At 66.2% G+C, this 20,835-nt stretch carries 25 protein-coding genes and 1 tRNA gene; 19 read left to right on the top strand and 7 right to left on the bottom strand.

The genetic code is table 11. From position 1 onward, the window contains the following. Positions 1–4: 4 nt before the first annotated feature. The 5 genes from ACR9Y6_RS14080 to ACR9Y6_RS14060 form a co-directional block, all read right to left on the bottom strand. Entirely contained in the window at positions 5–439 is a 435-nt protein-coding gene (locus ACR9Y6_RS14080) for a bactofilin family protein (protein WP_481281838.1), read from the bottom strand. After that, positions 426–1,169: a DUF6776 family protein gene (locus ACR9Y6_RS14075; RefSeq protein ID WP_481281837.1), complete on the bottom strand. Its 744-nt coding sequence runs from the start codon at positions 1,167–1,169 to the stop codon at positions 426–428. The genes ACR9Y6_RS14080 and ACR9Y6_RS14075 overlap by 14 nt, the downstream gene beginning before the upstream one ends. Positions 1,170–1,281: 112 nt before the next feature. Next, the gene (gene bfr, locus ACR9Y6_RS14070) at positions 1,282–1,761 is read right to left on the bottom strand and encodes a bacterioferritin (RefSeq protein WP_072323582.1); all 480 of its coding nucleotides are present in this window, start codon (positions 1,759–1,761) and stop codon (positions 1,282–1,284) included. Positions 1,762–1,866: 105 nt separating this feature from the next. Next, positions 1,867–2,070, bottom strand: coding sequence for a (2Fe-2S)-binding protein (locus ACR9Y6_RS14065; protein WP_481281836.1), 204 nt, complete (start codon positions 2,068–2,070; stop codon positions 1,867–1,869). Between the two features lie 76 nt (positions 2,071–2,146). Beyond that, positions 2,147–2,689: an RNA pyrophosphohydrolase gene (locus ACR9Y6_RS14060; RefSeq protein ID WP_429198413.1), complete on the bottom strand. Its 543-nt coding sequence runs from the start codon at positions 2,687–2,689 to the stop codon at positions 2,147–2,149. 161 nt (positions 2,690–2,850) lie between these two features. Between ACR9Y6_RS14060 and ACR9Y6_RS14055 the strand changes: the two genes are divergently transcribed. Continuing rightward, positions 2,851–2,927, top strand: a tRNA-Met gene (locus tag ACR9Y6_RS14055). A gap of 51 nt (positions 2,928–2,978) precedes the next feature. On the opposite strand, the gene ACR9Y6_RS14050 is transcribed toward ACR9Y6_RS14055, so the two are convergent. Then, positions 2,979–3,596, bottom strand: a complete 618-nt coding sequence (locus tag ACR9Y6_RS14050; protein ID WP_481281835.1) for a LuxR C-terminal-related transcriptional regulator — start codon at positions 3,594–3,596, stop codon at positions 2,979–2,981. A 211-nt stretch (positions 3,597–3,807) separates the two neighbouring features. On the opposite strand from ACR9Y6_RS14050, the gene queD reads away from it, so the two are divergent. The 12 genes from queD to glmU all read left to right on the top strand — a co-directional run bounded on the left by queD (position 3,808) and on the right by glmU (position 14,619). Further along, positions 3,808–4,161 carry a 6-carboxytetrahydropterin synthase QueD gene (queD, locus tag ACR9Y6_RS14045; RefSeq protein ID WP_481282735.1) on the top strand — a complete coding sequence of 118 codons (354 nt, stop codon included), beginning with the start codon at positions 3,808–3,810 and terminating at the stop codon, positions 4,159–4,161. A gap of 388 nt (positions 4,162–4,549) precedes the next feature. Beyond that, positions 4,550–4,915: an ATP synthase subunit I gene (locus ACR9Y6_RS14040; RefSeq protein ID WP_306848233.1), complete on the top strand. Its 366-nt coding sequence runs from the start codon at positions 4,550–4,552 to the stop codon at positions 4,913–4,915. 3 nt (positions 4,916–4,918) lie between these two features. Further along, a complete protein-coding gene (gene atpB, locus ACR9Y6_RS14035; protein ID WP_481281834.1) occupies positions 4,919–5,758 on the top strand; it encodes a F0F1 ATP synthase subunit A in 840 nt (279 codons plus the stop codon). A gap of 81 nt (positions 5,759–5,839) precedes the next feature. Continuing rightward, positions 5,840–6,127 carry a F0F1 ATP synthase subunit C gene (atpE, locus tag ACR9Y6_RS14030; protein WP_089975626.1) on the top strand — a complete coding sequence of 96 codons (288 nt, stop codon included), beginning with the start codon at positions 5,840–5,842 and terminating at the stop codon, positions 6,125–6,127. An 82-nt stretch (positions 6,128–6,209) separates the two neighbouring features. Continuing rightward, positions 6,210–6,680 carry a F0F1 ATP synthase subunit B gene (locus ACR9Y6_RS14025; RefSeq protein ID WP_481281833.1) on the top strand — a complete coding sequence of 157 codons (471 nt, stop codon included), beginning with the start codon at positions 6,210–6,212 and terminating at the stop codon, positions 6,678–6,680. 2 nt (positions 6,681–6,682) lie between these two features. Continuing rightward, positions 6,683–7,216, top strand: a complete 534-nt coding sequence (locus ACR9Y6_RS14020) for a F0F1 ATP synthase subunit delta (RefSeq protein WP_481281832.1) — start codon at positions 6,683–6,685, stop codon at positions 7,214–7,216. A 57-nt stretch (positions 7,217–7,273) separates the two neighbouring features. Then, complete coding sequence (atpA, locus tag ACR9Y6_RS14015) at positions 7,274–8,824, top strand: F0F1 ATP synthase subunit alpha (protein ID WP_481281831.1); 1,551 nt, start codon at positions 7,274–7,276, stop codon at positions 8,822–8,824. Positions 8,825–8,898: 74 nt separating this feature from the next. Then, positions 8,899–9,807 (top strand): F0F1 ATP synthase subunit gamma, encoded by a 909-nt coding sequence (gene atpG / locus ACR9Y6_RS14010; RefSeq protein ID WP_481281830.1) that lies wholly within the window; start codon positions 8,899–8,901, stop codon positions 9,805–9,807. A 70-nt stretch (positions 9,808–9,877) separates the two neighbouring features. Next, positions 9,878–11,290: a F0F1 ATP synthase subunit beta gene (gene atpD, locus ACR9Y6_RS14005; RefSeq protein ID WP_481281829.1), complete on the top strand. Its 1,413-nt coding sequence runs from the start codon at positions 9,878–9,880 to the stop codon at positions 11,288–11,290. A gap of 39 nt (positions 11,291–11,329) precedes the next feature. Further along, complete coding sequence (locus ACR9Y6_RS14000) at positions 11,330–11,755, top strand: F0F1 ATP synthase subunit epsilon (RefSeq protein WP_306848216.1); 426 nt, start codon at positions 11,330–11,332, stop codon at positions 11,753–11,755. A gap of 340 nt (positions 11,756–12,095) precedes the next feature. Beyond that, positions 12,096–13,172 (top strand): AsmA family protein, encoded by a 1,077-nt coding sequence (locus ACR9Y6_RS13995; RefSeq protein ID WP_481281828.1) that lies wholly within the window; start codon positions 12,096–12,098, stop codon positions 13,170–13,172. Positions 13,173–13,239: 67 nt separating this feature from the next. Next, the gene (glmU, locus tag ACR9Y6_RS13990; protein ID WP_481281827.1) at positions 13,240–14,619 is read left to right on the top strand and encodes a bifunctional UDP-N-acetylglucosamine diphosphorylase/glucosamine-1-phosphate N-acetyltransferase GlmU; all 1,380 of its coding nucleotides are present in this window, start codon (positions 13,240–13,242) and stop codon (positions 14,617–14,619) included. Between the two features lie 87 nt (positions 14,620–14,706). On the opposite strand, the gene ACR9Y6_RS13985 is transcribed toward glmU, so the two are convergent. Next, positions 14,707–15,675 carry a chorismate transformation FkbO/Hyg5 family protein gene (locus ACR9Y6_RS13985; RefSeq protein WP_481281826.1) on the bottom strand — a complete coding sequence of 323 codons (969 nt, stop codon included), beginning with the start codon at positions 15,673–15,675 and terminating at the stop codon, positions 14,707–14,709. A 199-nt stretch (positions 15,676–15,874) separates the two neighbouring features. On the opposite strand from ACR9Y6_RS13985, the gene ACR9Y6_RS13980 reads away from it, so the two are divergent. The 6 genes from ACR9Y6_RS13980 (at position 15,875) to ACR9Y6_RS13955 (ending at position 20,810) form a co-directional block, all read left to right on the top strand. Beyond that, positions 15,875–16,147: a phosphopantetheine-binding protein gene (locus tag ACR9Y6_RS13980; protein WP_481281825.1), complete on the top strand. Its 273-nt coding sequence runs from the start codon at positions 15,875–15,877 to the stop codon at positions 16,145–16,147. Between the two features lie 106 nt (positions 16,148–16,253). Beyond that, positions 16,254–16,568 carry an ApeI family dehydratase gene (locus ACR9Y6_RS13975; RefSeq protein ID WP_481281824.1) on the top strand — a complete coding sequence of 105 codons (315 nt, stop codon included), beginning with the start codon at positions 16,254–16,256 and terminating at the stop codon, positions 16,566–16,568. Further along, a complete protein-coding gene (locus ACR9Y6_RS13970) occupies positions 16,565–17,512 on the top strand; it encodes an LpxL/LpxP family acyltransferase (protein ID WP_481281823.1) in 948 nt (315 codons plus the stop codon). Before ACR9Y6_RS13975 ends, ACR9Y6_RS13970 begins: the two co-directional genes overlap by 4 nt. Next, the gene (locus ACR9Y6_RS13965) at positions 17,436–18,080 is read left to right on the top strand and encodes a LolA-related protein (RefSeq protein WP_481281822.1); all 645 of its coding nucleotides are present in this window, start codon (positions 17,436–17,438) and stop codon (positions 18,078–18,080) included. Before ACR9Y6_RS13970 ends, ACR9Y6_RS13965 begins: the two co-directional genes overlap by 77 nt. Further along, positions 18,062–20,401 (top strand): MMPL family transporter, encoded by a 2,340-nt coding sequence (locus ACR9Y6_RS13960; RefSeq protein WP_481281821.1) that lies wholly within the window; start codon positions 18,062–18,064, stop codon positions 20,399–20,401. Before ACR9Y6_RS13965 ends, ACR9Y6_RS13960 begins: the two co-directional genes overlap by 19 nt. Next, positions 20,376–20,810, top strand: coding sequence for a hotdog family protein (locus ACR9Y6_RS13955; protein WP_481281820.1), 435 nt, complete (start codon positions 20,376–20,378; stop codon positions 20,808–20,810). Before ACR9Y6_RS13960 ends, ACR9Y6_RS13955 begins: the two co-directional genes overlap by 26 nt. Positions 20,811–20,835: the final 25 nt, after the last annotated feature.

Genomic DNA, 20,835 nt, shown 5'->3' with positions numbered 1-20,835 from the left:
CAGGTCAAGCCTCGCTGAGGACCGGGGCGGCCTCGATCGCCGCCTGGGCCAGCTGGCGAACCGTCTGCGGGGCCCGGTGCACCATCTTGCCGTTGACCTGCGCACCGGCCGCCATCTCCAGGACCTGGTAGCGCACGTCGCCCTCCACCCGGGCCAGGGGAGCCAGCTCCAGGCGCTCCGTGACGTCGATGTCGCCGGTGACGCCACCGTTTATCACGGCCTGGGGCACCTCGATATGGCCGATGACACGACCCGTCTCACTGATCGTGAGCACGCCGTCCCCGGAAGGATCGGCATGGATCGATCCCTCCACCGTTCCGTCCAGGTGCAACGCACCACTGAACAGGACGTCGCCGCGGAGGGTGACGCCACGGGCGATAAGGCTTGTGGCGGTCGTGCCCACGGCGGGAGCCTGGTTCTTCCGGTTATTGCTGAACATCGTTGGCCTCGTCGTTGCGCAGGGCATCGGTCCACGCCACCGTGCCGGTGACGGACTGGTCGCCGGTGATGTCGGCGACCAGCCGCAGGCGGGTGGGTTTAAAGCCCGCCGGCAAGGTGAAGCTGCCCTGGATCTGCTGGAAATACTTGAAGGAGAAGGGGAGTCCCGTCGTCTGCGCACCCTGGCCGAGCGCCGCGCCCTCGAGCGTCGCGACCTTGTCGTCCTGGATGCCCTCGACCGCCAGTTTCAGTGAGCCTTTCACCAATTCCCCCCGGCGTGCATTCTGGGTGAGTGTGATCATCAGGTTCCAGGCGTTCGCCGTGCCCTTTACCGGCGCGATGCGGGCACCCTGGATCTTCAGCCCGTCGCGCTGGCCACCGCCGCCGACCAGGCGCGAGTAAAAGGCGAGGTCGGTGCGCAGGCCACTGATCTCTTCGTCGCGCTCGGCCATGTTGCGCTTGAGTTCTTTCGCCGCGATGTCCGCCACCTGCGCGGAGCGCTGCAGGTTGGCCACTTGCTGGCGAAGGTCTTCGTTGTCGGCGGCGAGTTGGCGAACGCCGCCGCGGTCGGAGACCGCAGCAGGCCCACGGGCCGCCAGAACCCAGGTACCCACGGCCACCAGGACCAGGCTGAGCGCCCAGGTACCGGTCAGGACGAGGCGCTTGCGGCGCTCGCTGGCCGCGTCGTCGAGCGAGCGCACGACGAAACGCGGCGGTGGGCGTGAAGCCATGGACGATACCGTGGAGAAGACGTGAAGACGCCGATGGTATATCCCCCGTCTTCCCCCACGGTCAAGGAACCGCTCCCCATAACGGAGAAGGCCGCCTCGGGGCGGCCTTCGATCAGTCGTGGAGCGATCCGACCTTGCTGAGCATGTACCGCTCGGGGCCGATGTCGGAGATCAGGCTGAACTGGGTTTCCAGCCAGTCGATGTGCTCCTCTTCCTGGCCCAGGATGAACTTGAAGAGGTCGCGGCTGACGAAATCGTGGATGCCTTCGCTGTAGGCGATCGCTTCGCGAAGGTCCTTGGTGGCCAGCATTTCGAGGTCGAGGTCGCCCTGGAGGGCTTCGACCACGTTCTCGCCGATGCGCAGCTTGCCCAGGTGCTGGAGGTTCGGCAGGCCGTCGAGGAAGAGGATCCGCTCGATGAGCTTGTCCGCGTGCTTCATCTCCTCGATCGACTCCTCGTACTCGTGCTTGGCGAGTTCGTTGTAGCCCCAGTCCTTGAACATCCTGTAATGCAGGAAGTACTGGTTGATCGCGGCCAGCTCGTTGTAGAGGACCTTGTTGAGGTATTCGATGACCTTCGCGTCGCCCTTCATGAGGGGTCTCCCTGAGTGTGCAGGGCACGACTATACGTGGCCCGGCATGGGCATGACGTAACGAGAATGAAGGTGGTTTGCGTCCGCGAATGGATGCGGCGCGCGTCAGGCCGGCGAGGGCAGGAAGGTGAACACGGAGCGCGTTTCCGCCACGGCTTCGCGCAGGCACTGGCGGGCTTCGGACTCACAGGCCCCGCAGCAGTCCGAGCAGCCCGTGCGGGCCTGGAGCTCGGCAAAGGATTCGACGCCCTCGGCCGCGGCGCGGCGGATGGCGTGGTCGGTGACGGCGTTGCACATGCAGATGTACATGGCGCGTATTCGAACGCGAATGCGAACGATTGTCAACTACACGAATGTGAGGGGGCTGCCAGCCGGCTGGCGGCCGTCATTCCCCGCCGCGGGCCAACCGCTCCGCCTCGGCCTGCTGCGGGCAGGTTCCGATCGTCACCGAGCACACCGTCTCGACCGTGGGGGCGAACTGGCGCAACGCCCGCTCGTAGACCTGGCGCTTGAAGTTCACCACGTGATTGGCCGGGTACCAGAAGTCGACCCAGCGCCACAGGTCGAACTCGGGTTTCTCGCAGGCATCCAGGCGGAACGCGTCTTCGCCGCACTTCAGGCGGAGCAGGAACCACACCTGCTTCTGGCCGATGCAGGTGGGGCGCTGGTGATGGCGCACGAAGCGGCTCGGCAGCCGGTAGCGCAGCCAGCCACGGGTTTCCGCCAGCACTTCCACATGCTGGGCGAGCAGGCCGGTTTCCTCTTCCAGTTCGCGGTACATGGCCTCCAGCGGCGTTTCGTCGCTGCGCATGCCGCCCTGGGGGAACTGCCAGCCGTCGCGATTGACGCGGCGCGCCCAGAACAGGCGGCCGTCTCCGTTCAGGAGCACGATCCCCACGTTCGGTCGATAGCCATCAGCGTCGATCATCCGCCCTCCACGAACCAGTTCGGCGCGTCCGCAGATGCGCTCGATGCGCCCGATTCAACCACAGCGTGAGAAGCGCGGGCAAGGCGCTACTTGAACGGGAAGCCTGCGCCGATTAAACTGCCCGGCCTTCGCGGGTCCGCCCGTGAACGACCAGGTTCCATGGCTAGGTAGCTCAGCTGGTCAGAGCGCGGCACTCATAATGCTGAGGTCGGCGGTTCGAGCCCGCCTCTAGCCACCAATGCAAAAGGCCGCGCCCATGGGCGCGGCCTTTTCTTTTCCAGCGATCGGATCAGGACGCCTCGCGTTCCACCAGCGGAAGGTCCTCGCCGCGCGGTGGCGTGTCCAGGACCGCCCGCGCCAGCTCCACCACGTTGTGGACGCGCAGCTTGGCCATCAGGTTCGCCCGGTGCAGTTCGACGGTCTTCGGGCTGATGTTCAACTCGCTGGCGATGACCTTGTTGAGCTTGCCGCCCATGATCCCGTCGAGGACCTGGGATTCGCGGCGGGTCAGCGAGACATCGGGGCGGAGGCTGGCGAAGACGTTCGCCGCCGGCTCCTCGCTGCCGGGTTCGTCGTCCGGAAGGGGCATCAGGAAGACCGCATGGAAGGCCGCGGGCGGCACGTCGAGCAGTTGCCGGGTGAGTCGATAGCGGCGGGGAGGCGCATGCCGGTCGCGAAAGATGAATTCGTCCGCGTGGTCGGTGCGATGAAGGTGCTCCTCCAACCATGCCGGTCCGGCCCGTCCCCTCTCGGTCATGCCGAATTCGCGCTGGAAGGCCGCATTGACCATCACGGCGCGGCCGCCTTCGCGGCGCCAGACGACGCAGGGCCAGGGCAAGGCGGCGAATACTTCCTCGGCCAGCCCGCAGGTGTGCGAGCCGTCGAGCGAATCACTAGCAAGGCACATCGATGCCTCCTGAATGTACGCGTGGGAAGCCGGTGAAGCCCCTTCGCTTCACCCGTTGTAGTTACCACTGCAACCGTTTCCCGATGAAAAGTCCATGAATCGCGGCCGCGGATATGCCGAACTGCGACCTCCGTCGTGAATACCACTTCCGGAGGGTCGCCGGCACGCCCTCCGCTACAATGTGGAGTCATCCGTGAAAGACGCCGTCCCCATGCGCATATTCAAGACGTTCAACATCGAAGCGGCCCACCGCTTGCCGAATGTGCCCGAAGGGCACAAATGTTCGCGCCTGCACGGCCATTCATTCCGTATAGAACTGCACGTCGAAGGCCCGACGGACCCGGTGCTGGGATGGGTGATGGATTTCGGCGACCTCAAGGCGCGCTTCCAGCCGCTCTACGATCGCCTCGACCATCACTACCTCAATGACATCGAAGGCCTGGAGAACCCGACCAGCGAGAACCTCGCACGCTGGATCTTCGAACGCCTGCGGGCGGAGGTGCCCGGCCTGGCGAAGGTCGTGGTGCACGAGACCTGTACCTCCGGTGCCGAATACTCCGCCTGAGCCACCGCTCCAGGCGGAAACCTGCCTGCGCAACAATTCGCGGTTGCCGCGTTGTCGGAGGCGGGTCTACACTCCGGCACTCCCCGTTCCCCGACGGTTGCCGCGATGTCCCATGTAAACGCTTACGCCGAATTTGCCCGATGCCTCGGGCGGATCGCGTCGACTGCGTGGACGATCACGTCGCCCGGCGCATCGGCAGGCCGCCCCGCCCGGGCCTGACCGACCGCGTCTCCTCGCCAACGACGCGACGGATGGTCGCGCCGGCGGGTGGTTATGGCCTTTCGTCGCTTGTCCCGTCGTTTACGGCACTGGTATACTTTTCCAGATTAAACCGTGGCCCGTTGAACCATCTGGTGCCGCCTTCGAGCGAAACCACGGGAGCCTCGCGTTGCTCAACAGTCTTGCAGCCGGTCGTCACCTCGCCATGCGCATCGTCATCGCGCAGCTGGTGGTGGCCGTCATAGCGGGACTCGCTTTTTCCCTGCAAGGTCGTCCAGCCGCGCTGGCCGCCTTCGGGGGTGCCCTGGTCGTCGCCATCGCTACCGCGCTGCTTGCCGCGCGAGCGTTCAGCGCGCTGGGTGGAGCGGGAGCGACGTTCATGAGGTTCCTCGTGGGAATGATCCTTCGCTGGATCGTCCTCATAGGTGGACTGGCGCTCATCCTGGTTCAGTGGAAGCTGCCACCCTTGCCCGCCTTGGTGGGACTGGTGGCCGGCTACGCGGTCAACGTATTTGCATTCAGATTCAAGGGTTGAGGCATGGCGAGCGAACCGCAAGGCGGTCTGACCGAATACATCCAGCACCACCTGAACCACATGACGGTGAATTTCAGCGCCGATCATTTCTGGTTCTGGAACCTCCGTGCGGACTCGATCATCATTTCGTTCGTCCTCGGCGCCGCGTTCTGCCTGTGGTTCTGGCTGTTCGCGCGCAAGGCCACGTCCGGCGTGCCGTCGAAGGGCCAGGCCCTCGTCGAGCTGGCGATCGAGTTCGTCGACACGCAGGTGAAGGACACCTTCCATGGCGACCGCCGCACGGTGACGCCGCTGGCGCTGTCGATCTTCATGTGGGTGTTCCTCATGAACGCGATGGACCTGCTGCCGGTCGACCTCGCCGGCTGGCTGGTGCATACCTTCGCCGGTGACGAAGCCGCCCACCACACCTATTTCCGCATGGTGCCCACCGCCGACATCAACACCACCGTGGGTCTCTCGGTCGCGGTGCTGTTCATCGTCATCGGCCACGGCATCAAGGCGAAGGGTGGCTTCGGCTTCGGCAAGGAACTGCTCACGGCCCCGTTCCATGCGAACAACCCGATCGCCAAGCTCGTGCTGGTGATCCCGAACTTCCTTCTCAACGTCGTCGAAACCCTGTCCAAGCCGGTGTCGCTCGCCATGCGACTGTTCGGCAACATGTACGGCGGCGAATTGGTGTTCATGCTGATTGCCGGTCTGATGGTGAGCTGGATCAGCTTCGTGCCTGGCGTCGTGTTCAACACGGCGTGGGCGATCTTCCACATCCTGATCATCGCCCTGCAGGCGTTCATCTTCATGATGCTCACGATCGTCTACATCGCCACCGCGCGGGAACACCACTAACTCACCGCACCGACGTTAGAACTTCGATTCCAAGCCCTTTCGTTTCCACCTTTCGTTATTCGTATATCCCAGGAGAACACCATGGAACTCGCCTCGCTTCTCGCCCACGTCCAGGGCATGACCGCCATCGCCATCGGCGTGATCATCGGCCTCGGCGCGCTCGGCGCCTGCCTCGGTATCGCCGTCATGGGCTCGAAGTTCCTCGAGTCGGCCGCTCGCCAGCCGGAACTGGTTCCGCTGCTGCAGGGCCGTATGTTCCTGCTCGCCGGCCTGATCGACGCGGCGTTCATCATCGGCCTGGCCGTGGCGCTGCTCTTCGCGTTCTCGAACCCGCTGGTCGGTGTCGTGCGCGCCGCCGTCGGCGGCTAAGCAGCCGTTCGTCTTGTCGCCGTGACCCACGCGGTCACGGCGATCGTCAGTACCCAAGCGTTCGGAGTCTTTCGGAGAGATCATGGAAATCAACATGACCTTCCTGGGCCAGATGATCTCTTTTGCGATCCTGGTCTGGTTCACCACCAAGTTCATCTGGCCCCAGCTCAACGGTGCCATCGAAGAGCGCCAGAAAAAGGTGGCCGAGGGTCTGGCCGCCGCCGAGCGCGCGCGCGCCGAGCTCAAGGACGCCGACGCCAAGGTCGCCGTCGAGATCAAGCAAGCCCGCCTGCAAGCCACCGAGATCATCGACAAGGCCCAGCAGCAGGGCAACCAGATTCTCGAGAAGGCCCGCGCCGAAGCCACCGAAGAGATCAACCGTCTGAAGGCGCAGGCCCAGGACGAGATCGCGACGATGGCCCAGCGTGCACGTGAGCAGCTGCGCGAGCAGGTTGGCGCGCTCGCCGTCCGTGGCGCCGAGAAGATCGTCCAGCGCGAGATCGATCCGGCGGCCCACAAGGCCCTGCTCGACCAGCTCGCTGCCGAGATCTGATCATGGCCCAGGCGCTCACCCTCGCTCGTCCCTACGCACGCGCCGCTTTCGAAGTGGCGCATGCGTCGGGTTCGCTTGCCGAATGGCTGGCGGCGCTGAATTTCGCGGCCGCCGTCGCGGTGGATCCGCGTGTCGCCGGCCTCGGTAACGATCCGCGCGTGCTGCCGACCCAGCTGGTCGCGCTGCACCTGCCCCCCGGCGTGGCGGCCGATGCGCCGTTCGGCCAGTTCCTCGCGGAACTGGCGGAGAACGGCCGCATGGTGCTGTTGCCGGAAATCGCCGCGCTCTACGACGACTACAAGCGTGAGTCGGAGTCGACCCTGAAGGTCAAGGTCACGAGCGCACTGGATCTCGACACGGCGCAGGCCGAACAGCTGCGCGCCTCGTTGAAGCGTCGCTTCAAGCGCGAGATCGAACTGGATACGCACGTCGATCCGGCGTTGCTCGGCGGTGTCGTCATCGACACGGGCGAGCAGGTCATCGACGGTTCGGCGCGAGGCCGCCTGCAACGGCTGGCCAGCGCGCTGACGCACTGATACGAGCTTCTCATACCACCGGGTGCCGTGAGAGCGGCGCGACCCAAGGAACCGACCATGTCCAGCACCACTCTGAATCCGTCCGAGATCAGCGAGCTGATCAAGACCCGCATCGAGCAGTTCAAGCTCGGCGCCGAGGCACGCAACGAAGGCACGATCATCAGCGTGTCCGACGGCATCGTGCGCATCCACGGCCTGGCCGACGTGATGCAGGGCGAAATGATCGAACTGCCGAACAACACGTTCGCCCTGGCGCTGAACCTCGAGCGCGACTCGGTCGGCGCCGTGGTGCTCGGTGAATACCAGCACCTGCGCGAAGGCGACGCCGCCAAGACCACCGGCCGCATCCTCGAAGTGCCGGTCGGCCCGGGCCTGCTCGGCCGCGTCGTCGACGCGCTGGGCAACCCGATCGACGGCAAGGGCCCGATCGACGCCGTGGGCACCAGCCCCGTCGAGAAGGTCGCCCCGGGCGTCATCTGGCGCCAGTCGGTCGACCAGCCGATGCAGACCGGCTACAAGTCCATCGACTCGATGATCCCGATCGGCCGCGGCCAGCGCGAGCTGATCATCGGCGACCGCCAGACGGGCAAGACCGCCGTCGCGATCGACGCGATCATCAACCAGAAGCACTCCGGCATTAAGTGCATCTACGTCGCCATCGGCCAGAAGCGCAGCTCGATCGCCAACGTCGTGCGCAAGCTGGAAGAGAACGGCGCGCTCGCCAACACGATCGTCGTCGTCGCCTCGGCCTCCGAAGCGGCGGCGCTGCAGTACGTCGCACCGTATTCCGGTTGCGCCATGGGCGAGTACTTCCGTGACCGCGGCGAAGACGCGCTCATCGTGTACGACGACCTGTCCAAGCAGGCCGTGGCCTACCGCCAGATCTCGCTGCTGCTGAAGCGTCCGCCGGGCCGTGAAGCCTATCCGGGCGACGTCTTCTATCTCCACTCGCGCCTGCTCGAGCGCGCCTCGCGCGTCAGCGCCGAGTACGTCGAGAAGATGACCAACGGCGAAGTGAAGGGCAAGACGGGCTCGCTCACCGCGCTGCCGATCATCGAGACCCAGGCGGGCGACGTCTCGGCGTTCGTTCCGACCAACGTGATCTCGATCACCGACGGCCAGATCTTCCTCGAGACCGACCTGTTCAACGCCGGTATCCGTCCGCCCGTGAACGCCGGTATCTCGGTGTCGCGCGTCGGTGGCGCGGCGCAGACCAAGATCATCAAGAAGCTGTCCGGTGGCGTGAAGCTCGCCCTCGCGCAGTACCGTGAGCTGGCCGCGTTCGCGCAGTTCGCCTCGGACCTCGATGCCGCAACGCGCGCGCAGCTGGACCGTGGCCAGCGCGTCACCGAGCTGATGAAGCAGCCACAGTACTCGCCGCTCTCGATCGCCGAACTCGGCGTGTCGGTCTACGCGGCCGAGAAGGGCTACCTCGACGACCTGCCGGTCAACAAGGTGCTGGCGTTCGAGAAGGGCCTGCACGCCTTCATGCGCCAGAACCATGGCGACCTGATGAAGAAGATCGACCAGACCGGCGACTGGGACAAGGACATCGAGGCGACCTTCAAGGCCGCCGCCGACGAGTTCAAGAAGACCGGTAGCTGGTAATAGCGAAACGCGCGGGACGCCGGCGATCACGCCCGTCCCGCGAGCTGGCGACACCTTTCAAAGACGAGTAAGCCATGGCTAGCGGCCGCGAAATCAAAACCAAGATCAAAAGCACGCAGAACATGCGCAAGGTGACCGGCGCGCTGCAGATGGTCTCGGCGTCGAAGATCCGCAAGGCGCAGGACCTGATGAAGGCCTCGCGCCCGTATGCGCGTCTGATGCGCAAGGTCATCGCGCACGTCGCGCAGGCCAGCACCGATTTCACCCATCCGTTCCTCACCGAACGCGAGAACGTCGCGCGGGTGGGCTTCATCGTGGTGTCGACCGATCGCGGCCTCGCCGGCGGCCTTAACTCCAACCTGTTCCGTCGTACGCTGACCTCGATCCGCGAGTGGCAGGGCAAGGGCGCCGAGGTCGATGTCGTCGCCATCGGCCAGAAGGCCGTGCAGTTCTTCCGTCGCATCAAGGGCGTGAACCTGATCGGCTCGGCCACGCATCTTGGTGAAAAGCCCAAGCTCGAGGACCTGATCGGCGTGATCAAGGTCGTCCTCGATGCGTATTCGGATAACAAGCTCGACCGCGTTTTCCTCGTCTACAACGACTTCGTCAACACCATCGTGCAGAAGCCGAGCATCGACGCCCTGCTGCCGCTGTCGCTGGTGGCCACGGAACTCGAGAACACGGAAGGAAAGAAGTCCGAGGGCGTGAAGGTCGAGCAGACGCACGACTGGGACTACATCTACGAACCCGATGCGCGCACGGTGCTCGAACACCTGATGACGCGCTACATCGAGTCCGTGGTGTACCAGGCGGCGCTGGAGAACCTCGCCAGCGAGCACGCCGCGCGCATGGTCGCCATGAAGGCCGCGTCGGACAACGCAAGCAAGGTCATCGGCGAACTGACGCTCGTCTACAACAAGGCGCGGCAGGCGGCGATCACCCAGGAAATCTCGGAAATCGTCGGCGGCGCCGCCGCCGTCTGACCGAACAAGCCATGGCGACGCGAAAGCGGCGCCGCTACAGAACCTAAAGAAGATTCATCCGGAGCATTCCATGAGCCAGGGTAAAGTTGTTCAGATCATCGGCGCGGTCGTCGACGTCGAATTCCCGCGCGACCAGGTACCGCAGATCTACGACGCACTGAAGATCGACGGCACCGAGATCACCCTCGAAGTGCAGCAGCAGCTCGGTGACGGCATCGTGCGCACCATCGCGCTCGGTTCCACCGATGGCCTGCGCCGTAACCTCGTCGCCCGCAACACCGGCGAAGGCATCAAGGTGCCGGTCGGCAAGGCCACGCTCGGCCGCATCATGGACGTCCTGGGCAACCCGATCGACGAAGCCGGCCCGATCGGCGAGCAGGAAAAGTGGGTCATCCACCGCGAAGCCCCGTCGTACGACGAGCAGGCCGCCGCCAGCGAGCTGCTGGAAACCGGTATCAAGGTCATCGACCTGATGTGCCCGTTCGCCAAGGGCGGCAAGGTCGGCCTGTTCGGCGGCGCCGGCGTGGGCAAGACCGTCAACATGATGGAGCTCATCAACAACATCGCGAAGGCGCACTCGGGCCTGTCCGTGTTCGCCGGCGTGGGTGAGCGTACTCGTGAAGGTAACGACTTCTATCACGAGATGAAGGACTCCAACGTTCTCGACAAGGTCGCGATGGTGTACGGCCAGATGAACGAGCCGCCGGGCAACCGCCTGCGCGTCGCGCTCACCGGCCTGACCATGGCCGAGTTCTTCCGTGACGAGAAGGACGAGACCGGCAAGGGCAAGGACGTCCTGCTCTTCGTCGACAACATCTACCGTTACACGCTGGCCGGTACCGAAGTGTCCGCACTGCTCGGCCGTATGCCGTCGGCCGTGGGTTACCAGCCGACGCTGGCCGAGGAAATGGGCGTCCTCCAGGAGCGCATCACCTCGACCAAGACCGGTTCGATCACGTCGATCCAGGCCGTCTACGTTCCCGCGGACGATCTGACCGATCCGTCGCCGGCGACCACCTTCGCGCATCTGGACGCGACCGTGACGCTGAGCCGTAACATCGCTTCGCTGGGCATCTACCCGGCGGTGGATCCGCTCGATTCCTCCAGCCGCCAGCTGGACCCGACCGTCATCGGGCAGGAGCACTACGACACCGCGCGCCGCGTGCAGATGACGCTGCAGCGCTACAAGGAGCTGAAGGACATCATCGCGATCCTCGGCATGGACGAGCTGTCGCAGGAAGACAAGGAAGCCGTGTCGCGCGCCCGCAAGATCGAGCGCTTCTTCTCGCAGCCGTTCCACGTGGCCGAAGTGTTCACCGGCTCGCCGGGCAAGTATGTGGCGCTGAAGGAAACCATCCGCGGCTTCAAGATGATCCTCGACGGCGAGTTGGACTACCTGCCGGAACAGGCGTTCTACATGGTCGGCGGCATCGACGAAGCCATCAAGAAGGGCGAGGAGATGGGTGCGAAGAAGGCGGCGTAAGCCCTCTTTCCCCATCCCCGACCAACGGAAGACCAGCCCATGACCCATACCATCCGCGTCGACATCGTCAGCGCCGAAGCCGAGATCTACTCCGGCGAAGCCACGCTCGTGGTCGCCACCGGTGAGCTTGGCGAGCTGGGCATCGCGCCGCGTCACGCCCCGCTGATCACCCGCCTGAAGCCCGGTCACGTGGACGTGGTGGCCGCCAACGGCGAACGCCAGCAGTTCTACGTCTCCGGTGGCATCCTCGAGGTGCAACCGCAGGTCGTGACCATCCTCGCCGATACGGCGGCCCGCGCCGCCGACCTCGACGAGGCGGCCGCCCTGAAGGCAAAGGAAGAAGCGGAGGCCGCGCTGGCCAACCGTGGCCCGCAAATGGACGTCGCCGAAGCCCAGGCCAAGCTTGCGGAGGCACTGGCCCAGCTCCAGGCTCTCGAACGCATGCGCAAGACGCTCAAGCACTGACCGGCAAACACCGATCGAAAAGAAGCCCTTCCGTTGAGGGGCTTTTTTTTGGGGGAAGCCGATTTGGTACGAGTCGATTTGGCACGAGCCGATTTTGTGGGAGCCGATTTGTGGGAGCCGACCTTGTCGGCGATCCCGCGGCAGCGGGCCAGGTCACGGCAAGCACCCATCGCCGACAGGGTCGGCTCCCACCAGAACTCGCGAGCTCCCACCAGAGCTTGCGGCTCCACCGGAGCTTGCGGCCCACCAGAGCCCGCGACCCCCACCAGGCCCGGCGGTCTTCATCCGAAAATGACTACGGCGGCGCAAGACTCGGTGGTCACGTCACCCTGGTCGCACCATGCGCATCCACTACCGTCGCAGCCTCTGGATCATCGGCATAGCCGCCGTCGTGCTCATCGCGGCGCGGCTCGCCTTGCCGTACGCGGTACTCGACTATCTCAACGGCCGCCTGTCCCGCATGGGCGCGTACTCGGGGCACATATCCGACATCGATATCCATCTCTGGCGTGGTGCCTACTCCATCGACAGGCTGACCGTCACCAAGGTGGATGGGAAGGTGCCGGTGCCCCTGTTCGATACGGCGCGTGCGGACATCTCGCTCAGTTGGCGGGCGATCGCCAAAGGCCGTATCCGCGGAAAGATCGATTTCCACGAGCCCGTCGTGAACTTCGTCGACGGTCGTGGCGAGGGCGATACCCAGACGGGCAAGGGCGTGGACTGGAGGGCGCAGCTGCGTGCCCTGGTGCCGACGCAACTCGATGAGGTGAACGTGTTCGACGGCACGATCACCTTCCGCAACTTCGTCTCGAGTCCGAAGGTGGACCTGAAGATGACCGACGTCAACGGGACGGCGACGAACCTGACGAACGTGGAGCGCGAAGGAGGATCGCGCGTGGCGCACCTGCACGCCACGGCGAAGGTGCTCGGAGACGCGCCCCTGGAAACACGGGCGGAGTTCGACCCGCTGGAGCGGCTAGGCGATTTCCGCTACGAGTTGAGCATCCGCGACATCAAGCTGGTGAAAGCGAACGATCTCGCCCGCGCCTACACCGGGCTCGATTTCGCGGGAGGCGAGGGTGATTTCTTCATGGAGTTGCAGGCCAGGGGCCGCCAGCTGAGCGGATACGCCAAGCCCTTGTTCCACGGCTTGCAGATATTCAGCTGGAAGCAGGACGTCGAACAGGACAAGAAGAACCCGCTCAAGCTCGCTTACGAAGCAGTCGCCGAAGGCGTCACCAAGATCTTCAAGAACCAGTCCAGGGACCAGTTCGCCACCCGTGTTCCCATCTCCGGAACCATCGACGACAAGGACGTTTCCGCCATCGAGGCGATCCTCGGCATCCTGCGGAATGCCTTCGTCGAGGCGTACAAGCCGAACCTCGAGCACCTGACCGAGCGGCCGAAAGACGACTAGCCGACTTGGCACGGCGGCGTAAACGCGCGAAAGTGCGGCCCTCCCTTACCGGCAGGCAAGCGTGCCCATGACCGTCAAGCCACTCCATGTCCTGATCCTCGCCGCAGGCGAGGGCAAGCGGATGAAGTCCGCGACCGCCAAGGTGCTCATGCCGCTCGCCGGGCGGCCCTTGCTGGCCCACGTGCTCGATGCCGCCCGTGCGTTGGACCCCGCGGGGATACATGTGGTGTACGGCCATCACGGGCAGCAGGTGCGCGATGCCTTCGCCAGCGACACGTCGCTGGCGTGGATCGAACAGCGCGAACGCCTGGGAACGGGCCACGCCGTGCGCACCGCGCTGGAAGCCATGCAGGTGGCAGGCAAGCTCGAAGGCCGCGTACTCGTCCTTTACGGCGACGTGCCGCTCATTCGCACCGAAACGCTGGCAGCGCTCGTGGCCGCCGATGACGGCCTGGCCATGCTGGCGACCCGTCTGGCCGATCCACGGGGCTATGGGCGCGTGGTGCTCGATGCCACGGGCAAGGTCCGTCACATCGTCGAGGAAAAGGATGCGAGCGCGGCGCAGCGCGCCATCGACCTGGTGAACACGGGTATCGTCGCCGCCGATGCCGCGCGCCTGCTCGCGTGGACGCGGCGGCTTGGCAACGGCAATGCGCAGGGCGAGTACTACCTCACCGATATCTTCGAAATGGCCGCCGCTGAAAACACGCCGGCGGCCTGCGTGGATTGCGACGCGGTCGAGGCCTCCGGCGCCAACGATCCCTGGCAGTTGGCCGGCCTGGAGGCCCTTTATCGCGAGCGGAGCGCACGCGCGCTGGCGCTGGCGGGCGCCAGGCTCGCCGATCCTTCGCGACTGGATGTGCGCGGCAAGGTCAGCGTCGGCCGGGATGTCGAAGTGGACGTCAACGTCATCTTCGAGGGAGACGTGGAACTGGGCGACGACGTGCGCATCGGTCCCTTCACCCGCGTGCGCAACGCGAAGCTCGCCGCCGGTACCGTCGTCCTCGCCCACTGCGACCTCGATGGCGTGGTGACGCACGGGCCATGCACGATCGGCCCCTTCGCGCGCCTGCGCCCGGGGACGGATCTCGCCGCCGGCGTGCACATCGGCAATTTCGTCGAGACGAAGAACGCGCGGATCGCCGAGGGTTCCAAGGCGAACCACCTGAGTTACCTCGGCGATACCGTGATAGGCAGCAAGGTGAACATCGGCGCCGGCACCATCACCTGCAACTACGATGGCGTGAACAAGAGCCGCACCACGATCGAGGACAATGTCTTCGTCGGCTCGAACAGCGCCCTGGTGGCGCCCGTGACGTTGCACGCGGGGGCGACCATCGGCGCGGGGTCGGTCATTACCAAGGACGCCCCGCCGGACGCGCTGACCCTGTCACGTGCACGCCAGAGCACGATCGAGGGCTGGCACCGGCCGACGAAGAAGGGCTAGGGCGTCGCCGACAGGGTCGGCTCCCACCAGGGCATTCCGGACCTTCCGAGAAGCCGGGCTTGGTGGGAGCCGACCCTGTCGGCGATATCAGCCGCGATAGCGCCAGCCGTCGATTTCCACCAGCAACTCCGCACGGCAGACATCGCCGTGCACGAGTAACAGCGGAGCGCCCGGCAGGTGTTTCGCCGCGAAGCCGCGCACGGTCTCCTCGTCCTCGGGGCGTCGCACATATATCTTCAGTGGCGCCGACGGCCCGAATCCATGCGGCATGCCACTGGTGTCCAGCAGCGTTTCCAGGTTGCGCAGCGTCTCGGCCAGTTGCGCATCGATGTCGCCGGCATGCGCCGAGGCATGGCCGACGACCGCCGCCGTACCCGAGATGGCGAGCACGTCGTTCGCCGGCAGTAGCGTGGCCCGCGCGAAGCTCGGCGGAGTACGGCCGTACTGGCGCGGGTAACGCCATGCGCTCACCTGGCGGGGATTTTCCACACGGGTGCCGGGCCGGTCCGTCGCCAGGAGATAGACCTGCAACAACGCCGTGTCGGCGTGGTGCCCGATCGCCGTGGCGGCAGGGTAGCCCTGGGCGAAGATGTCGCCCATGCCGCCGATCCTTCCGGTGCAAAAGTGCTTGTAGCGTTCGTCGTCGCCGCTGCCCGCGTTGATCGCCCCGAGGTAATTCCATATCCGCTGGACATGCCGTTCGTCGGCCGTGGCCACGAAATGCGACAGCAAGCCATAGGCATAGCGTGCAGCGCCCTCGGGACCGCCGTGCTCGTCTTCGCGGCACTCCACCGCGGCGAACAGCCAACCACCTCCACGCGACCAGCGCAGGTCGCCCTGGCGGCCGCAATCGACGTCGCCGTCCACCTCCCACACCTCGGCCGGCGCATCGCCCAGGGGCTCCAGTGCCACGCGCAGCCAACGCGGGTCGTCGTGAACCGGGGCCGCGGCGCCGAAGCCGAAAGCGGCCAACGTGGAGGGCGAGAGGGCACCCGCCGGGGGCCGGTAGCCCACCCGTGGGGAGGGCGGGGCCGAGAGCGGATTCCGCTCTCGCATTTCACTTCCTGGGAGCATCGGGTCTTCCGTCCTGCGCGTTCGGAGCATGATATCGCCCCCGCGTCGGCGGGAAACGTGAACGCGGGTTGGATTCATCAGCCTGAACGCCGTTCTAAGCGTCGCCAAAGACCCCTGTGTTAAACTTCGCGGCCGCTGCCATCCGGGGGGAGGCAGGAACATCCAGGACCTGGAAACACCAATGGCAACGCAGACCGCAGCACAGCACGAACTCGCCGAACTCATCGTCACCAGCCTCAATCTCGAATCGGTGCGACCCGCCGACATCGATCCCGAGGCGCCCTTGTTCGGCGGCGAGCTGGGCCTGGATTCCATCGACGCGCTCGAAATCGCCCTGGCAGTCTCCAAGCGCTACGGGTTCCAGCTGAAATCCGACAATCCGGACAACCGGACGATCTTCACGAGCCTTCGCACGCTGTCCGAGCATATCGAGCAGCATCGCGCCGCGGCCTGACCGTCGTTCAGGTCGCACTTGCCCAGGGCATGCTTTGCTTCGCCCTGGACGGCCGGGCGAGAACCGCTATCGCCGGCATGGCCCCGATCGTGCTCCGGAGATACCGATGACCGATCCGACCGATATCGCACCCCGCGTGCGCCCGCTGCGTTTCGATGCGGCACACCCCAGCTTCGCCGGTCATTTCCCGGGCCGGCCGATCGTCGCCGGCGTGCTGCTGCTCGAGGCCGTGGCGATGTCGTTGCGTGAATGGCGCGGGCTCGTCGTGCGCCAGGTGATCGATGCCAAGTTCCTCGCGCCGCTCCTGCCCGGCGAGGATGCCGAGATCGAACTCGTCGCGCTGGACGCCGCCCGTTTCCGCTTCACGATCCGCCGGGCGACGGAGACCCTGGCGCGAGGCACGGTCGAGGGCATGGCATGAGCCACTGGAAGCAACGCGAAGGCGGCGGCCTGTTCGCCATCTGGCTTATCCGCACGATTGCGTTGAAGCTCGGTCGGGGCGTGGCCCGCATGCTGCTCTACCCGATCGCCCTGTACTTCTTCCTGCGCCGTGCCGACGAGCGCGCCGCGTCGCGCGCCTACCTGTCGCGCGTGCTGGAACGTCCCATCACCGGCTACGACGTCTTCCGCCATATCCACATGTTCGCCGCGACCCTGCTGGACCGCATGTTCTTCCTCGCCCGTGGCGAACGCGATTTCGTCGTCGACGTGGAAGGCCTGGCCGAACTCGACCGTTGCATCGACGGGGGCCGCGGCGTGCTGTTGATCGGCTCGCACCAGGGCAGCTTCGAAGCCCTGCGCGCGCTCGGCGCACGCCGGCCGGACGTGCCGCTGCGCGTCGTGCTCGACAAGCAGAAGACCCCGGCGCTAACCACCATGCTCGAGGCGCTGGCGCCGGATGTCGGCGCGGCCGTGATCGACGCTTCCCGCGGCGGTGCTTCCGTCGCGCTGGCGATGGCCGAAGGGGCCGCCCAGGGTGGCATGGTCGCGCTGCTCGCCGATCGCGGACACCAGGGCGAGTCGAGTTGCCGCGTGCCCTTCCTCGGCACGCCCGCGCCGTTCCCCGTGGGGCCGTGGCTGCTCGCGTCCGCGCTGAAGGTTCCCGTGGTGCTGTGCATGGGCATCTATCTGGGCGGCAACCATTATCGACTGATCTTCGAGTCGTTCTCGGACGGCATCGACATTCCCCGCGCGCAACGCGCGGTCGCCCTCGAAGCCGTCGTGGCCCGCTATGCGGCGCGCGTAGAGCACTATGCTCGCCTGTATCCCTTCAACTGGTTCAATTTCTATGACTTCTGGCAAGAAACTGGCCCTGCTGACGAGCCTGCTGCTGCCGCTCACCTGCCTCGCCACTCCGACGCCTGACACGGACGCCGCGAAGGCGCTGGTCGCGAGCCTCAACCGGCCCGCACCCGCACGCACCTCGTTCGCCGAGGCGCGCTTCATGCGTGTGCTCGACAAGCCCCTGGTGGTATCGGGCGAACTGGCCTGGCTCGGCGGCGATCGCCTGGAGCGCCGCGTCGACACGCCGATGAAGGAAACCTCGACGATCGCCGACGGTGAGGTCACCCAGGAACGCGAAGGCAAGAAGCCGCGCAGCTTCTCGCTGAAGCGCGCGCCGCAGCTCAAGGTATTGCTCGACAGCTTCGTGGCGTTGCTCGCCGGCGATCCCTCGCGGTTGGGCGAGTCCTTCGAAATCGCGCTGGGCCGCGATGCCGACCGCTGGCAACTGACGCTCACGCCACGCGATCCGCGGATCGCGAAGCAGATCGCCGCCATCCATGTGTACGGCAGCGGCAACGTGCCGCGTTGCATGCGCATGGACGAGAGCGACGGCGATACCTCGATCGACCTGCTCGGCGAACTCGCCGCGAAGATGCCTGCCGAACCGACCCGCGAAGGACTCATCGCGCAGTGCGGCGGCGCGATGTGAAGGGCGCGCGCCTCGGCATCCTCGTCGCCTGGCTCGCCGCGCTCGCCGCCCTGGGCGCGGTCGTCGCCACGCAACTGAAGGTGGGCACGGACCTGCGCAGCTTCATGCCCGCACCGACGACGCCGGACCAGAAGCTGCTCATGGACCAGGTGGGCGAAGGCCCCGGTTCGCGCCTGCTTCTCGTCGCGATCGACGGCGGCGACGATGTCACCAAGGCCACGTTGAGCCGGGGCCTGGCCGCCGCCCTGCGCAAGGATCCCGCCTTCACCCAGGTGGTCAACGGCGACTTCGATCTCGGCATGCTCGACACCCGCTTGATGCCTTACCGGTTCCTGCTGTCGCCGACACTCGACACGCAGGCGCTGGACGAGGACTATCTCGCCGACCAGCTGCAACAGCGCCTGGAGGACCTGGGCTCGCCCGCGGCCACGCTGCTCAAGGGTTTGTTGCCGCGCGATCCCACCCTGGAAACCCTCAAGCTCGCCGAGCGCTGGACCCCGGCACGCTCGCCCGAGGTGCGCGAAGGCGTCTGGTTCTCTTCCCGCGACGAGGCGCTGCTGCTGGCGCAGACGCGTGGCGCGGGCTTCGATCCCGGCGCCCAGGACGACGCGATCGGACGTCTTCGCGCCGCCTTCGCGGCATTGCCGGACAACGCCGGCTCGCATCTGACGATCAGTGGGCCGGGGTACTTCACGGTGGTGGTCAATGCGCAGACGCGCGACCAGGCCGACTGGATCGGCCGCATTTCCACCATCGGCTTCATCGTCTTGATGCTCGCCGCCTACCGCAGCGTGAGCAGCCTTCTTTTCGGCGCGTTGCCCGTGGCGACGGGCGCGCTCGCCGGCATCGCCGTGATGACCTTGTGCTTCGCCGAAGTGCACGGGATCACGCTGGCGTTCGGTTTCACCTTGCTCGGCGTCGCGCAGGAATACCCCATCCGCCTGCTCAGCCACCGTCGCGCGGGCGAGTCGGCCGTGGCGAGCGTGCGGGGCCTGTGGCCGCTCCTGCTGACCGCCATCGCCTCGGCGTGCATCGCCTATCTCGCGTTCTACGCTTCCGGCGTGGGCGGCCTGAAACAACTCGCCGTGTTCACCATCACGGGCCTGTTGGCCGCGGGATTCACCACCCGTTATGCGCTGCCCTACCTCTTGCCCGAGCGCGCACGCGACGTGGCCGATACGCCGGGGCTGGCCCGCTTCCGTGGCTGGCTCGATGGCTTGCCACGCCCGCGGTGGCTGCCGATTCCCGTGGCGGCGGCCGCGGTGGCGATGCTCGCGCTCGCCCCCGGCCCGTTCTGGCAGAACGACCTCTCGGCACTGACGCCCCTGCCGCGCGACCTGCTGATGACCGACGCGCGCCTGCGCGGCGAACTGGGCGCGCCGGACGTGCGTTACCTGCTGGTCGTGCAGGCCCCCACGGCCGATGGCGTGCTCGCGGCGTCGGCGAAGCTCGAGCCGCGCCTGCGCGAACAGGTGGCGGCGAAGACGCTCGATGGCTTCGAGTTGCCTTCGATCTACCTGCCCGACCTGGCGACGCAGCGTGCGCGCCAGGCGAAGTTGCCGGACCGGGCAACGCTGGACGCGGCGCTGGATGGCGCGCTCGACGGCATGCCGTTCCGCAAGGACCTCTTCGCACCCTTCGTGGACGACGTGGAAACGGCGCGTGGCGCGCCCTTGCTCACGCCGGACGTGTTCGCCCGCTCGCCCCTCGGACAGCGGCTCGCGGCGATGCTGGTGCCGCGCGGCGACCATTGGGTGGGTCTGTCCGCGTTGAGCGGCGTGCACGACGCGTCGGCCATCGCCGCGGCCGTGGCATCGGCTGGCGCGAACGCGCGCCTGCTCGATCTCAAGCACGCATCCGAATCGCTGGTGGCGGAATACCGCACGCGGATCCTGCACGCGCTGCTCGCGGCGACGCTGCTGCTGCTCGTCACGATAACCCTCGCACTGCGCAGCGTACGGCGCGCATGGCACGTGCTGGCGCCCATGACGCTGGCCACCTTCCTCGTGCTGGCCGTGGAACGCATGGTGGGCATCCCGATATCGCTGTTCCACCTCGTGGCCCTGATCCTCGCCGCCGGCCTTGGCCTGCACTATGCGTTGTTCTTCGAACGCGACACGGGCGATCCCGCCGAGCAACGGCGTACCCTGCACGCGACCGTGGTGTGCGTGATCTCCGCCTTGCTCGTGTTCGGCATGCTCGCGTGGTCGTCGATCCCCGTGTTGCGCGCCATCGGCCTCACGGTATCGCTTGGCGTCGCCTTCCATTTCTGTCTCTCCATCCTGATGGCACCGCATGCTCGCCAAGACCGACTTCATTGACCTGGTGCCCCATGCGGGCGACATGTGCCTGCTCGACGGCGTGCTGGCGTGGGATGCCTCGTCGATCCACGCGATCAGCACGAATCATGTCTCGGTGTCGCATCCGTTGCGGGGCGAGGAGGGGCTGCACGCCGTCCACCTGGCCGAATACGGTGCGCAGGCGATGGCCGTCCACGGCGCGCTGCTGGCGCGCGAACGGGGCGCGACGGAACCCAGGCCGGGCATGCTGGTGAGTCTGCGTGGAGTGAAACTGGCCGTGCGGCGCGTCGACTTGCTGGCGGGCGTGATCGATGTGCACGCCCAGTGCCTGATGGCCGACGAGGGCGGTGCGCAGTACACCTTCCGCATCGAGCACGAGGGGCACGAGATCGCCTCTGGCCGCGCCGCGGTCATTCATCCGGCGGGATGACGGTCGGCCCGGAGGGGCTGCTTGA

Source organism: Luteibacter sp. TLI7-4A, assembly GCF_056754745.1.
This window is presented reverse-complemented; position numbering and strand designations above follow the sequence as displayed.

What these genes read in the sequence shown, in the direction of transcription:
- ACR9Y6_RS14080 (WP_481281838.1), bottom strand. Translation starts at nt 439, where the DNA reads ATGTTCAGCAATAACCGGAAGAACCAGGCTCCCGCCGTGGGCACGACC.
- ACR9Y6_RS14075 (WP_481281837.1), bottom strand. Translation starts at nt 1,169, where the DNA reads ATGGCTTCACGCCCACCGCCGCGTTTCGTCGTGCGCTCGCTCGACGAC.
- bfr (WP_072323582.1), bottom strand. Translation starts at nt 1,761, where the DNA reads ATGAAGGGCGACGCGAAGGTCATCGAATACCTCAACAAGGTCCTCTAC.
- ACR9Y6_RS14065 (WP_481281836.1), bottom strand. Translation starts at nt 2,070, where the DNA reads ATGTACATCTGCATGTGCAACGCCGTCACCGACCACGCCATCCGCCGC.
- ACR9Y6_RS14060 (WP_429198413.1), bottom strand. Translation starts at nt 2,689, where the DNA reads ATGATCGACGCTGATGGCTATCGACCGAACGTGGGGATCGTGCTCCTG.
- ACR9Y6_RS14050 (WP_481281835.1), bottom strand. Translation starts at nt 3,596, where the DNA reads ATGTGCCTTGCTAGTGATTCGCTCGACGGCTCGCACACCTGCGGGCTG.
- queD (WP_481282735.1), top strand. Translation starts at nt 3,808, where the DNA reads ATGCGCATATTCAAGACGTTCAACATCGAAGCGGCCCACCGCTTGCCG.
- atpB (WP_481281834.1), top strand. Translation starts at nt 4,919, where the DNA reads ATGGCGAGCGAACCGCAAGGCGGTCTGACCGAATACATCCAGCACCAC.
- atpE (WP_089975626.1), top strand. Translation starts at nt 5,840, where the DNA reads ATGGAACTCGCCTCGCTTCTCGCCCACGTCCAGGGCATGACCGCCATC.
- ACR9Y6_RS14025 (WP_481281833.1), top strand. Translation starts at nt 6,210, where the DNA reads ATGGAAATCAACATGACCTTCCTGGGCCAGATGATCTCTTTTGCGATC.
- ACR9Y6_RS14020 (WP_481281832.1), top strand. Translation starts at nt 6,683, where the DNA reads ATGGCCCAGGCGCTCACCCTCGCTCGTCCCTACGCACGCGCCGCTTTC.
- atpA (WP_481281831.1), top strand. Translation starts at nt 7,274, where the DNA reads ATGTCCAGCACCACTCTGAATCCGTCCGAGATCAGCGAGCTGATCAAG.
- atpG (WP_481281830.1), top strand. Translation starts at nt 8,899, where the DNA reads ATGGCTAGCGGCCGCGAAATCAAAACCAAGATCAAAAGCACGCAGAAC.
- atpD (WP_481281829.1), top strand. Translation starts at nt 9,878, where the DNA reads ATGAGCCAGGGTAAAGTTGTTCAGATCATCGGCGCGGTCGTCGACGTC.
- ACR9Y6_RS14000 (WP_306848216.1), top strand. Translation starts at nt 11,330, where the DNA reads ATGACCCATACCATCCGCGTCGACATCGTCAGCGCCGAAGCCGAGATC.
- ACR9Y6_RS13995 (WP_481281828.1), top strand. Translation starts at nt 12,096, where the DNA reads ATGCGCATCCACTACCGTCGCAGCCTCTGGATCATCGGCATAGCCGCC.
- glmU (WP_481281827.1), top strand. Translation starts at nt 13,240, where the DNA reads ATGACCGTCAAGCCACTCCATGTCCTGATCCTCGCCGCAGGCGAGGGC.
- ACR9Y6_RS13985 (WP_481281826.1), bottom strand. Translation starts at nt 15,675, where the DNA reads ATGCGAGAGCGGAATCCGCTCTCGGCCCCGCCCTCCCCACGGGTGGGC.
- ACR9Y6_RS13980 (WP_481281825.1), top strand. Translation starts at nt 15,875, where the DNA reads ATGGCAACGCAGACCGCAGCACAGCACGAACTCGCCGAACTCATCGTC.
- ACR9Y6_RS13975 (WP_481281824.1), top strand. Translation starts at nt 16,254, where the DNA reads ATGACCGATCCGACCGATATCGCACCCCGCGTGCGCCCGCTGCGTTTC.
- ACR9Y6_RS13970 (WP_481281823.1), top strand. Translation starts at nt 16,565, where the DNA reads ATGAGCCACTGGAAGCAACGCGAAGGCGGCGGCCTGTTCGCCATCTGG.
- ACR9Y6_RS13965 (WP_481281822.1), top strand. Translation starts at nt 17,436, where the DNA reads ATGACTTCTGGCAAGAAACTGGCCCTGCTGACGAGCCTGCTGCTGCCG.
- ACR9Y6_RS13955 (WP_481281820.1), top strand. Translation starts at nt 20,376, where the DNA reads ATGCTCGCCAAGACCGACTTCATTGACCTGGTGCCCCATGCGGGCGAC.